10 protein-coding genes are annotated in these 11,305 nt (G+C 70.5%); 3 read left to right on the top strand and 7 right to left on the bottom strand.

Features of this window, described 5'->3' with window-relative positions; translation table 11 throughout:
- Positions 1 to 120 precede the first annotated feature (120 nt).
- Complete coding sequence (locus ABIA35_RS40960; RefSeq protein WP_370345495.1) at positions 121 to 1,020, top strand: LysR family transcriptional regulator; 900 nt, start codon at positions 121 to 123, stop codon at positions 1,018 to 1,020.
- A gap of 80 nt (positions 1,021 to 1,100) precedes the next feature.
- Here ABIA35_RS40960 and ABIA35_RS40955 read toward each other — a convergent pair whose 3' ends face one another.
- From ABIA35_RS40955 to ABIA35_RS40925, 7 genes are all read right to left on the bottom strand, one after another.
- A complete protein-coding gene (locus tag ABIA35_RS40955) occupies positions 1,101 to 2,117 on the bottom strand; it encodes a TauD/TfdA family dioxygenase (RefSeq protein WP_370345621.1) in 1,017 nt (338 codons plus the stop codon).
- A gap of 142 nt (positions 2,118 to 2,259) precedes the next feature.
- Positions 2,260 to 3,372: an aspartate kinase gene (locus tag ABIA35_RS40950; protein ID WP_370361523.1), complete on the bottom strand. Its 1,113-nt coding sequence runs from the start codon at positions 3,370 to 3,372 to the stop codon at positions 2,260 to 2,262.
- Positions 3,369 to 4,412: an aspartate-semialdehyde dehydrogenase gene (locus tag ABIA35_RS40945; protein WP_370345491.1), complete on the bottom strand. Its 1,044-nt coding sequence runs from the start codon at positions 4,410 to 4,412 to the stop codon at positions 3,369 to 3,371. The genes ABIA35_RS40950 and ABIA35_RS40945 overlap by 4 nt, the downstream gene beginning before the upstream one ends.
- Positions 4,409 to 5,464 carry a DMT family transporter gene (locus ABIA35_RS40940; protein WP_370345489.1) on the bottom strand — a complete coding sequence of 352 codons (1,056 nt, stop codon included), beginning with the start codon at positions 5,462 to 5,464 and terminating at the stop codon, positions 4,409 to 4,411. The genes ABIA35_RS40945 and ABIA35_RS40940 overlap by 4 nt, the downstream gene beginning before the upstream one ends.
- 64 nt (positions 5,465 to 5,528) lie before the next feature.
- Positions 5,529 to 6,548 carry a transporter substrate-binding domain-containing protein gene (locus tag ABIA35_RS40935; protein ID WP_370361522.1) on the bottom strand — a complete coding sequence of 340 codons (1,020 nt, stop codon included), beginning with the start codon at positions 6,546 to 6,548 and terminating at the stop codon, positions 5,529 to 5,531.
- A complete protein-coding gene (locus ABIA35_RS40930; RefSeq protein ID WP_370361521.1) occupies positions 6,545 to 7,927 on the bottom strand; it encodes a methylaspartate mutase in 1,383 nt (460 codons plus the stop codon). The genes ABIA35_RS40935 and ABIA35_RS40930 overlap by 4 nt, the downstream gene beginning before the upstream one ends.
- Positions 7,924 to 8,439, bottom strand: coding sequence for a cobalamin B12-binding domain-containing protein (locus tag ABIA35_RS40925; RefSeq protein ID WP_370345483.1), 516 nt, complete (start codon positions 8,437 to 8,439; stop codon positions 7,924 to 7,926). Before ABIA35_RS40925 ends, ABIA35_RS40930 begins: the two co-directional genes overlap by 4 nt.
- 361 nt (positions 8,440 to 8,800) lie before the next feature.
- Here ABIA35_RS40925 and ABIA35_RS40920 point away from each other — a divergent pair, with 361 nt between their 5' ends.
- Both ABIA35_RS40920 and ABIA35_RS40915 read left to right on the top strand, forming a co-directional pair.
- Positions 8,801 to 9,943: an acyl-CoA dehydrogenase family protein gene (locus ABIA35_RS40920; RefSeq protein WP_370345481.1), complete on the top strand. Its 1,143-nt coding sequence runs from the start codon at positions 8,801 to 8,803 to the stop codon at positions 9,941 to 9,943.
- A 51-nt stretch (positions 9,944 to 9,994) separates the two neighbouring features.
- Positions 9,995 to 11,299 carry a lysine N(6)-hydroxylase/L-ornithine N(5)-oxygenase family protein gene (locus ABIA35_RS40915; RefSeq protein ID WP_370345619.1) on the top strand — a complete coding sequence of 435 codons (1,305 nt, stop codon included), beginning with the start codon at positions 9,995 to 9,997 and terminating at the stop codon, positions 11,297 to 11,299.
- The last annotated feature ends 6 nt before the right edge of the window (positions 11,300 to 11,305 follow it).

The following is an 11,305-nucleotide window of genomic DNA, read 5'->3' as shown; positions in this document are numbered from 1 at the left end:
TCGCTCACGCGAACTTCGTCGGCCCGGCTGTAGCGTCCAATGTGGCGCGGCAGCGATCTGCAGCTGCCGGGTCTTCGCGCCGGAGCCAGCTTCAGCTGACGGAGCTAACGAGGTGGATCTGTGGAGTTCCAACAACTGGTGACCTTTCAGCGGGTGGCGACCGTGCTCAGCTTCACCCGCGCGGCCGCCGACCTGAACTACGCGCAGTCGAGCGTGACGAACCAGATCAGGAACCTGGAGTCGTCGCTGCAGACCGAACTCTTCGACCGGCTGGGCAGCAAGATCCAGCTGACCGACGCCGGCCAGCGGCTGCTGCAGCACACGGAGAAGCTGCTGGCCATGGCCGACGAGGCCCGGGCCGACGTCGCGGGCCCCGCCGAGCCGTCCGGGACGCTCACGATCGGCACGATGGAGTCCATCACCTCCTACCGGCTGCCGCCGCTGCTGGAGCTGTTCCACTACCGCTACCCGGCGGTCCACCTGGCGCTGCGGCCGAGCCTGTGCGCCGACACCTGCCGGGCGCTGCGCCAGGGGACGTTCGACGTCGGCTTCCTGATGGAGCCGGACACCGGGCACGCCGGGCTGGACTCGGTCGTCCTGGCCAAGGAGCGCCTGGTGCTGGTGGCCGCGCCCTCGTTCCCGCTGGCCTCGGCGCCCGCGGTCACCATCGAGGCGCTGCGCAAGGTCCCGGTCCTGGCCACCGAATCAGGGTGCTCCTACCGCGACCTGTTCGAGATCGAGCTGACCGCCGAGCAGCTCACCCCCGCTTCGTTCCTGGAGTTCGGCACCATCGAGGCGATCAAGCGGGGCGTGATCGCGGGCCTGGGGGTGAGCCTGCTGCCGGAGATCACCGTCGCCGACGAGATCGCCTCCGGCGTGCTGAAGGTGCTGCCGTGGACGCCGCCGTTCGAGGTCGTCATCCAGCTGGCGTGGCGCCGCGGGAAGCGGTTGTCGCGGGAGTTGCAGCTGTTCATCGACCAGACGATCCGCCTGGTGCGGGAAGAGACTCCCGCGGCTTGAGCGCGGGCCGAGTCACCACAGCGGCGGGTGCCGCCCCATTCCGGGGCGGCACCCGCCGCAGTTGCTTGCTCTGGAGTGGGTCAGTGGTGCACGCGGCGGCTCCCCTCCGTGGCGCGGTAGCGGATGTTCCACTGGCTGCGCCGCACGTACGTCCGCTGCAGCCAACGGTCCTCGCCGTCGTAGCGGGCGGTGAACTGGGACCGGGCGTGCAGCCCCTTGCGGTTGTTGATCAGCAGGGCCTGGCCGGGGCGCAGGAACACCTGGTGGGAGACCTCGCGGCAGGCGGCCTGCAGGCGGTCCAGCACCGCCTGCGCGCCGGAGGTCATGGCGCGCACGCCGTTCGCGGAGACCGCTATCTCCGGGAACGCCTCCGGACCGCTGAGGATCGGCACCGGATCGGACAGGACCTCGCCGCCGCCGGCGACGTCGCGGACGTAGCTGCCGGGGGCGTTCAGCCGGAACAGCGGGCTGCGCAGGATCTCCAGCGCGTGGTCGTCGAGCGCGGCCACGATGTCGCGGGCGTCGGCGTAGTAGGTCGCCGCGATGCCCTCGTGGTCGGCGCGCAGGCAGCTCAGGACCAGGAAGTCGGGGTTGCTGACGTCGTAGCGGCCGATGTGGTCGTGGACGATGTCGTTGTGGAAGTTCAGGAAGACCGTCGAGCCCTGGTTCGTCTGCGTCTTGGCGCCGCCGGGGACCGGCACGACGTCGTGCACCAACTGCCCCTGCTTCTCGGTCATGAAGCCCACCGGCTCGCCCAGCAGGCCGGACAGGCCCAGCAGCACGCCCTCGGCCACGTAGCTCGGCTTGCCGTTCACCGGCCCGCCGTCGGCCGGGGTGCCCGGCAGGACGGCGTCGACCGGCAGGTTGCGGACGTAGCCGACGCCTGGGGTGTCCGAGTGGCGGCCGAAGTCCAGGATCTGCTGCAGCACCTCGACCGGCAGCGTGGCGAAGATCTGGTGGAAGCGGGCCATCGCCCAGTCGATCTGCGCCGTGGGCTCCGGCATCGCGGACAGCTGCCGGCCCATCGAGTCGCGCGCCGCGTCCGGGATCACGATGTCGGCCAGGGTCGCGGGGTTGGCGATGCGGGAGGCGGTCATAACGGTCATGGTCATACTCCTGTTTCGGCTGAATGAGGGTTCTGCGGATTCTGCGGATTCGTTGTGGGCCTTGCGGGTTTTCGGTGGAACAGATGTCGCGGGATGGCGGTGCTTCGGGTGGTTCGGGTCGTTCCGGCGGTTCTCAGGCGTAGGCCGGCTGCCGGGTCCGGGCGTACAGCGCGTCGTGGACCTGCTGGGCCACCTCGACCGCCTCGGCCACGTCGGCCGCGATCGTGGTGACGACCTGGCTGCCGGACACCTCGCCGACCGGGATGCCGACGGCGTGGTAGGCGGGCAGCTTGTGGCGCGCGCCGAACCCTTCCAAGTCCAGGTAGCCGTTGGTGAGGGCCACGTGCGCCCCGGTCTCCAGCCGCACCGAGTCCAGCCCCTGGGCGTGGAAGGTGCCGTGGGCGATGTCGGCGGCGGCGGCGTCGGCGAACTCCAGGACCACCGACTTCTTGTTCAGGACCACGGCGTCGGCCGCGGAGCCGTCGGGACCGATCGTCGTCCCGCTCGGGAACGGGGCCTTGTTGAGCCGGCAGACGATGGTGATGCCGTGCTGCTTGGCCAGGCGCACCGCGTGCCGGTGCAGGACCTTCGCGCCGTGCAGCGACATCAGGGCGGCGCTGTCGTAGGAGATCTGCTCCAGCAGCCTGGTCCCGGTGACCGCGTTGGGGTCGCTGCTGTAGACGCCGTCCACGTCGGAGTAGATCTCGCACTCCGAAGCCCGCAGCGTCGCGGCCACGATCAGCGCCGACAGGTCCGAGCTGTTCTTGCCCAGCCAGGTCGGGCGTCCGATGGCGTCGACGGCCTGGCCGCCGGGGATCACCACGACGTCGTTCTCGGCCAGGGCGGCGGCCAGCGGTGCCGGGTCGGCCGTGAGCAGCCGGGCCCACATGAAGGTGCTGTCGGTGGTGAAGCCGAGCTCGTGCCCGGCCAGCACGGTGGCCCGCAGGCCCGCCTCGTGCAGCGCGGCGGCGAGCAGGTGCGCGCTGATCGTGTCGGCCAGGGTGAGCAGTCCGGCGGTACTGGCGTCGGCCGGGTGCGGGTTGACTTCGGCCAGCCGGCTCCGCAGCGACTCGGTCTCGCCGGGCATCGCGCTGACGATCACCGCCAGCTGCCGGTTCTCGGCGTGGACCCGCTGGGCCAGGGCGCCGGCGATGTCCTGGTAGGCACCCGCTGTGGCGAAGCTGGACCCGCCGAACTTCAGCACTGCCGGGGTCGCGGCCGCGGGGGTCGCAGGGATCGTGTTCACACCACACCTCGTTCGGTCAGCGCCTCGGCGATCTGCAGGGCGTTCAGGGCGGCGCCTATGCGCACGTTGTCGGCGACGATCCACAGCCAGAACCCGCGGGGGTTGTGCGGCGCGACCCGGATCCGGCCCACGTGCACGTGGTTGGGGTTGCCGGCGGTGCGGGGCGTCGGGAAGGCGCCCAGCGTGTCCCTGTCGTGCACGGTCACCTCGGGCAGCGCGGTCAGCAGCTCGACCAGTTCCTCGCGGTCGACCACGTTCTGGCACTCGACCCAGGCCGCCTCGGAGTGGCTGTTGACCACCGGCACCCGGACGCACGTGGTGGTCACGTCCAGATGCGGCAGGCCCAGGATCTTGCGGGACTCCTGGAGCATCTTCTGCTCCTCGAAGGTGAAGCCGCTGTCCAGCATCCGGTCGATGCTCGGGATCACGTTGAACGACAGGGAGGGGTGGAACCGCTCGGCCGGGCCCGGGTCGTCAGGGTCCTGCAACGTGGCCCGGGTGGCCTCGTGCAGCTCCTCGATGCCGCCGTGGCCCTGGCCGGACGCCGCCTGGTAGGTGCTCACGACCGCCTGGCGGATGCCCCAGCGCTGTTCCACCGTCTGCAGCAGCCGCACCAGCGGGATCGTGGAGCAGTTCGGGTTGGCGATGATGCCGCTGACCGGGCGCTTGTCCAACTCGTGGGCGTTGACCTGGGGGACGACCAGAGGGGTGTCCGGGTCCATCCGGAAGGCGCTGGTGTTGTCGATGACCAGGGCGCCCTGCTCGACGGCGGCCGGTGCGTACTTGGTGCTGATCGAGCCGCCGGCGGAGAAGAAGGCCAGGTCCACTTGGGAGAAGTCGAATCCTTCGAGGTTCTCGACCTCGTATTCGTGCCCTTCCACGGTCAGCCTGCGGCCGGCCGAGCGGGCCGAGGCGACCAGGTGGACCTCGCGGTAGCGGAAGCCGCGGTCCTCGATCAGGCCGGCCAGGGTGGTCCCGACCACGCCGGTGGCGCCGACGATGGCGATGCGGGGAGCCGTGGGATCTGTGACGAGAGTCATCGGGTGCCTCCGGTGGAAGTGGCGGGGACCAGCGGGACGGACTTGGTTTCGACGGACGGGGCCGGTTCGGCGGTGGTGCTGGATGCGGCGGCGGTGTTGGTCGTGCTGGCCGTGTTGGCCGCGGTGGTGACGGCGGCCGGAGCGGTCCGGCGGCGCGGCCCGAAGCGCCACCCGAGGTTCACGCCCAGGCTGGCGGTGACGATCATCGGGATGCCCAGCGCCTGGACCACCGAGACGTGGTGGCCGAAGACCAGCCAGTCCATGACCATCGCCATCGCCGGGTAGATGAAGGCCAGCACCGCGATCTTCGGGGTGGGCAGCTTCTGGTAGGCGGAGTACATCAGCACGTACATCACGCCGGTGTGGATCAGGCCGATGCCGACCAGCCAGCCCCAGCGCGCGCCGAGGTCGGCGGTCTGGCCGAAGGCGGCGAAGGGCAGCAGCAGCGGGATCCCCAGCAGGACCTGGACCAGGGCGATCAGGTGCGGGCGCACGCCGGTCACGCGCTTGGTGATGACGGTGGACAGGGCGTAGAAGACCGCTGCCAGCAGCGCCTGTCCCAGGCCCACCAGGTAGGTGCTGTTCCCGCTGAGGTCCGAGGAGGACACGCCGGCCACCAGGACCAGGCCGGCGAAGGCGACGACCAGCCAGCCGATCTTGCTGGCGGTCAGCTTGTCCCGGAAGAGCACGGCGCCCAGCAGGACGACGTAGAAGGGTTGCGTGTGGTAGACGACCGTGGCCACCGAGATCGAGGTCTTGGTGTAGGAGGAGAACAGCAGCACCCAGTTGAAGACGATGAAGATGCCGCCCAGGGCGGTCAGCCCCAGCTTCTTGGCCGTGAACCCGTGGTTCTTGAAGTAGCCGCGGGCCAGGCAGTACGAGCCGAGCGCGATGGCGCCGAACACGCAGCGGAAGAACACGACGTTGAAGGGCGAGGCCCCGGACTCCACGACGAACACGCCGATGGTGCCTGAGAGGATCATCGCGAAGGTGAGCTCGAAGGCTCCCTTCCTCTCCTGCTGGGCTGCGGGCGGTGAGACGGGCTGAGACATGAGAAGCTCCTTGTCAGATCTTTGAGTTCAGTACTGTGATGTCTGTGCGATGCGATGCGGTGCGTCAGTGCACCGGCATGGGGTAGTGCAGGCCGCCGTGCGTCCACAGGGCGTTCAGCCCTCGCGGCACGTCCAGGCCGGACGACGGGCCGAGGTTGCGGGCGTAGATGTCGCCGTAGGTGCCGACCGAGTCCAGGATTCGGGCCGCCCACTGCTCGTCGACCCCGAGCTGCGGCCCGTGCCGGCCCGCGGCCTGCGCGACCGCGTCCAGGGCGGCCTGGCGGCCGTCGGGGGCGGCCTGGTCGGCGGCGTGCTCGGCGGCGACCAGGAGCTGTAGCACCCAGCGGCACAGCCGGAACCACACCGGATCGTCGTCGCGGACCGCCAGGCCCATCGGCTCGCGGGAGATCGTCGTGTCCAGGATCCGGTGCTCGCCCGGTTCCTCCAGCGCGGCCCGCTCGCCGGCCAGCGCGACGCAGTCCAGCACGTAGGCCGCGCACTCGCCGGAGGCGTAGCCGGCCAGCGTTTCGGCCGGAGTCGGGTAGGCGATCGGCTCCACGGCCAGGCCGCGTGCGCCGAACCAGGCCGCGAGGTTGGCCGCGCTGGTGGTGCCGGCCTGCGTGGCCACCTTCCGGCCGGCCAGCTGCACCGGGTCGGTGATGCCGTCGGCCGTGCGGACCAGGAAGCCCTCGCCGTCGTAACAGGTGACGCCGGCGAACAGTACGGACCCTGATTCGCGGCCCAGCGTCCAGGTCAGGTTCGCGGTCACCACGTCCGCCTGGCCGGCCACGAGCGGCTCGAGCCGGGCGGCGGGCTCGGTCGGGAGCCAGCTGACCGCGTCCGCGTCGCCGAGCGCCGCGGCGGCGACCGCCCGGGCCACGTCGGCGTCCAGGCCCCGCCAGACTCCGTCGGCGTCCGGACTGGACAGGCCGCGGATGCCGCGGCTGACCACGGCGCGAACGGTCCCGGCGGCCCTGACGGCGGCCAGCGTGTCGGCGGTGCGGGCGGTGGTGCCGGCAGTCGTGTCAGCAGTGGTGTCAGTAGTGGTGCCGGTAGTGGTACGAGCCAGTGTCGCGGTACTCATCGCAGTCCCTTGATGTGGCCGCCGACCAGCTGCTCGCGGTCGAAGCGGCGTTCGTTGTAGCCGAGCATGTCGATCAGCCCGACGGCGGTGGTCTTCGGCGCGCGCTCGCCGCCGGCGTTCACCCGCAGGGGCATCGAGCCGGGGTCGGACCAGCGCAGCCGGCCTCGCGAGTCGATGTCGGCGCGCGAGCGGTTGGCGTTGTCCAGGTGCAGGCAGTAGGGGACGTCCAGGTGGCCGCGTGCGAAGGCGGTTATCAGCGCCGAGCCGACGGTGTCGCCGAACTCCAGCGTGGTGTCGATGAGCATCCGGGCTTCCTCGTAGATGCCGGTGTCGGTCACCGGCACGGGCGTCGCGCCGAACGTCCCGGCCTCGTCCTCGGCGACGGCGGCTGCGAACTCCAGCGCGTCGACGTTCTCCGCGACGGTCGGGATCCGGTGCGCCTCCGCGGGCGTTTTCACGATCAGCCGCTCGGTACCGCTGCGGACCGCCAGCCGTGCGCTGTCCTCGAGGATCCGGAACGCCCCCACCGCGGTCCGCGGGAAGACGCCCATGTAGGTGTAGAGGACGACGTGCCAGTCCATGCCCCCGAGCCGCTGGCCGGCCAGCGCACGCAGTGCGGCCAGGGCCTCCAGGTCCTGCTCCGGGTGCGTCTGTTGCGCGTAGCTGACCGAGATGCTCTGCAAGCCGTGCTCGCGGAAGAACATCCCCTCCAGCACGCTCAGCGCGATCAGCAGGCTGGGCGGGCACATCTGGCCGAGCATGCAGCCGCCGAAGCTCTCCAGGTGCATCGGCTCGGGCCGGTCGGCCAGCAGCCGGCAGCACTCGGCCCACGCGGCGACCGCCCGGGCCAGCGGAACCCGGCTGTAGGGCAGGCAGTAGGAGACCGGGCCGCCCTCGGTGGCGTCCGCCCCGACCTCGACCAGAGCCTGGAAGAGCTCGTAGGGGAGCGCCGAGCCGTGCCGGAACTGGATGGGGAACCCGTCGCCGGACACCCCGGCCATCATGGAGCGGACCTTGTCCGCGCCGTGGGCGACGACCGGGAACCCGTTCAGGTCGCTGCCCTCGGCCAGCGCGCGCCGGGCCGAGTCATGGTCGTTGACCCGCGTGTAGCTGTCCACGGTGATGGTCCCGATGGCCGTGGCGCGGCTGGCGCGCACCGCCTCCAGGCCGGCCTGCATGCGGTCGAGCTCGCCGAACCCCATGCGCGGCTGGACGACCAGGCGCCCCTGCTGCCGTGCCTGGTTCACGAACTTCGAGAAGCGTCCGATCGGCTCGACGGTCCTGCTCGTTCCGACGGCGCCGGGTATGACGGTGCCGGGTATGACAGCGTTCTGGTTCCCGGTCTGCGGCGCCCCGGCCGCGACGATGTCGGCGCTCATGCCGGGCTGCCGGCGGTGACGAGCCCGGAGGTGACGAACTCTGATCCGGCGGGCACGGTCGCGGCCAGAACCGCGGTGCGCGGCTGACTCCGAATGGAGCCGAGAAAAGTCTCGAAATCGGCGAGCCCGGCGCCGGATTCGAATGCCGCGTCGAATCCCTCGGCGACGAGTTCGGCGCCGTACTTCGCATTCTCGGCGCCCTTGACCCCGAGCTTGCCGCCGATCACGATTTTCACGTCGGCCAGTTCCGGAATCGCACGGAGCTTGCGGATCAGCCGCAGCCCGTCGATGTGCCCGTGGCCGTTGACCGTGCTCACCACGACGACGTCGGGCCGGCTGCTCAGGCATTCTTCGATGATCACTTCGTCCGGCACGCAGACGCCGAGGTTGATCACATCGCCTTCGCGTTCTTCGAGGAGAAGCTGCAGGAAGACCAGATTCCACATGTGTGCGTCGGAGGAGACGCTCGTGACAAGAAATCTCTTTCGTTGAGGGACGGCAATGTCAGTCATCTTGGGCTCCATATCTTCGTCGATGCCTGCACCACAAAAGTTAGAAGCCCGGGGCCGTACGGTCCACGAACCAGTGGGGCATCGTGGCGATGACACCCATCGGTGCGGCAGATAGCCGCACGTCAGCAGGGGCGTCCGTTGATCACCGGGGCCGGGGGGATCATGCCCTCGGGGGCTTGCGCCGGTGTTTTCGCGCCCCCGGGGCGGCACGGGCGATCACGTAAGCGACATGCGCAGCCGCCGCGGACGCGGTAGCCGCTGTGTGTCCGCACGGATGCGCTTGTCGCGGACGTACCCGGTGCTCAGCGCGCCGTAGCGTCATGCCAACGCGGCAGACCGTCTTGGCAAAGGAAACCGCCCCATGACCACGTTCGATCCCGAAGTCCTCGCGCTGCCCCTGTTCGACGACGCGCACCGCGCCCTCGCCCACGACATCGGGCGCTGGTGCGCGGAGCGGGCCGGGGCGTGGGTGAGTCTGGACGCCGCCGATCCGGGCGCCACCGGCCGGGCCATGCTCGCCGAACTCGGCCGCGCCGGGTGGCTGCGGCACCTGGACCCCGACCGGCCCGACTCCGATCTCAGGTCCCTGTGCCTGCGGCGGCAGGCGCTGGCCTACCACGAGGATCTGGCCGACTTCGCCTATGCGATCCAGGAGCTCACGGCCGCGGCCATCGTCCGCCACGGGAGCCAGGAGCAGCAGCGCCGCCACCTGCCCGGCCTGGCCGCCGGGACCAGCGCCGGCGCGCTTGCCCTGTCCGAGCCCGGCGCGGGCTCGGATCTGGCCGCCGTGGCGCTCGAAGCGGTTCCCGACGGGGATGGCTTCGTCCTCAACGGCACCAAGACGTGGATCGCGCAGGGCGACATCGCAGACGTCTGTGTCGTCCTGGCCCGCACCGGAGACGGGCCCGGTCCGCTGGGGCTGACCACGTTCCTGGTGGACACCGGCGTTCCCGGCTTCAAGGCCGAGCCGATCGGTGCGATCGCCCCGCGCTCCTGGGCGCAGCTGGACTTCACCGACGTCCGCGTGGGCGCCGATGCCGTGCTGGGCGAACGCGGCCAGGGCTTCGTGGTGGCGCTGGACATCCTGGAACAGGCGCGGGCGACCGTGGCCGCCGCCGCGATCGGCTTCGCCCGGCGCGCCTTCGACCTCGCGCTGGAGCACGCCCGCACCCGCAAGGCGTATGGCCGCCGGCTCGCGGACCTGCAGCTCGTCCGATCCTCGCTGGCCAAGATGGACGTCAAACTCTCCGCCGCCTCGCTGCTGACCGCCCGCGCCGCGTGGGCGATCGACGGCGGGCTGGAGCACGCCAAGCACTCCTCGACCGCCAAGCTCTACAGCACCGAGGCGGCCGGCGAGATCGTCGACGCCGCCGTCCAGATCTTCGGGGCCGCCGGCCTCGTCGCGGGCAGCGCCGTGGAGCGCCTGTACCGCCAGATCCGTTCCCTGCGCATCTACGAGGGATCCTCCGAAGTGATCGAGATGACGATCGCCGACGCCCTGTGAGTCTCGAAAGGAGTTGACGTGGGACCTGTACCGAAGTCAGTGCCGAAGTCAATGAAGGCTTCCGGTTCCATCCCGAACTCGCCCCATCTCCGGCTCGTCGGCATCGGCGCGGGCCCGGCCAACCTGGCGCTGGCCGCGCTGCTGCACGGCGACCGGGGGCAGCCGAACCTCTTCTTCGACCGCAAGCCGTCCTTCACCTGGCACGACGACCAGCTCATCACCGGCGCGACGCTCCAGGTGTCGATCTTCAAGGACCTGGTGAGCCTGTCCGATCCGACCAACCGCTTCTCGTTCATGTCCTACCTGCACGAGCACGGCCGGATGTACCACTTCCTGAACGCCCAGTTCGCCGCGGTGCCGCGCACCGAGTTCCGCAACTACCTGGCCTGGGCGGCCCAGACCAACGAGAACGTGGTCTTCTCCGAGAGCGTCCGGGACGTCGCGTTCGACGGCGTCTTCCGGGTCACCACCGACCGCCGGCAGGTCACCGCGGACAACATAGCCGTGGGCGTCGGCACCGTGCCCTGGGTGCCGGACCTGGCGGCCCCGTACCTGGGCGCCGGCCACTTCCACGTCAGCCAGTTCCTGCGACAGGCCAAGGGGCTGGCCGGCAAGCGGGTCGCGGTGATCGGCGGCGGCCAGTCCGGGGCCGAGGCCTTCCTGGACCTGATCTCGCGGTCCGAGACCGAGCGCCCGGCCTGCGTCTCCTGGGTCTCCCGGCGCCGCAACTACTTCCCGATCGACGACTCGACCTTCACCAACGACTTCTACATGCCGGAGTACTCCGACTACTTCTACCGGCTCTCCGAGGACAAGCGCGCCGAGCTCAACTCGGCGCACCTGCTGAGCTCGGACGGCATCTCCGAGTCGACCCTGCGCGCGATCTACCAGGGCCTGTACCGGCTGCAGTTCGTCGAGCGCGACGAGCACCGGTTCGGGCTGCTGCCCAACCGGACCGTGGTCGCCGCCGACCGCACCTCGGCCGGGTTCTACGAACTGACGCTGCGCCACAACGACGAGACCGGTCAGAACCAGGTCCTCCCGGTGGACGCGGTGGTGTGGGCGACGGGTTTCCGCCCCGCCCCCAAGACGTTCCTGGAGCCGCTGCTGGACCGCATCCAGACCGCGAACGGCGAGGTCCGCGTCGACGAGGACTTCGCCGTCACCTGGGACGGCCCGCCGGACCGGAACATCTTCATGCAGAACGCGGTGCGCGGCCAGCGCGGCCTGCCGGACGTGAACCTGAGCCTGAACGCGTGGCGGGCGCAGCGGATCGCCGACCGGCTGCGCGGCAACAGCTCCCCGGAGCTGGCGATGTCGTTCATCGACTGGTCGGCCAAGAGCGGGCGGTCCTGACTGTGG

It is taken from the genome of Catenulispora sp. MAP12-49 (genome assembly GCF_041262705.1).
GTDB lineage: Bacteria > Actinomycetota > Actinomycetes > Streptomycetales > Catenulisporaceae > Catenulispora.
The sequence above is the reverse complement of the archived record's forward strand: the minus strand, read 5'-3'. Positions and strand labels throughout refer to the sequence as shown.

Coding starts and splice junctions, on each gene's coding strand:
- ABIA35_RS40955 (WP_370345621.1), bottom strand. CDS start 2,117: ATGACCGCCTCCCGCATCGCCAACCCCGCGACCCTGGCCGACATCGTG.
- ABIA35_RS40945 (WP_370345491.1), bottom strand. CDS start 4,412: ATGACTCTCGTCACAGATCCCACGGCTCCCCGCATCGCCATCGTCGGC.
- ABIA35_RS40940 (WP_370345489.1), bottom strand. CDS start 5,464: ATGTCTCAGCCCGTCTCACCGCCCGCAGCCCAGCAGGAGAGGAAGGGA.
- ABIA35_RS40935 (WP_370361522.1), bottom strand. CDS start 6,548: ATGAGTACCGCGACACTGGCTCGTACCACTACCGGCACCACTACTGAC.
- ABIA35_RS40930 (WP_370361521.1), bottom strand. CDS start 7,927: ATGAGCGCCGACATCGTCGCGGCCGGGGCGCCGCAGACCGGGAACCAG.
- ABIA35_RS40925 (WP_370345483.1), bottom strand. CDS start 8,439: ATGACTGACATTGCCGTCCCTCAACGAAAGAGATTTCTTGTCACGAGC.
- ABIA35_RS40920 (WP_370345481.1), top strand. CDS start 8,801: ATGACCACGTTCGATCCCGAAGTCCTCGCGCTGCCCCTGTTCGACGAC.
- ABIA35_RS40915 (WP_370345619.1), top strand. CDS start 9,995: ATGAAGGCTTCCGGTTCCATCCCGAACTCGCCCCATCTCCGGCTCGTC.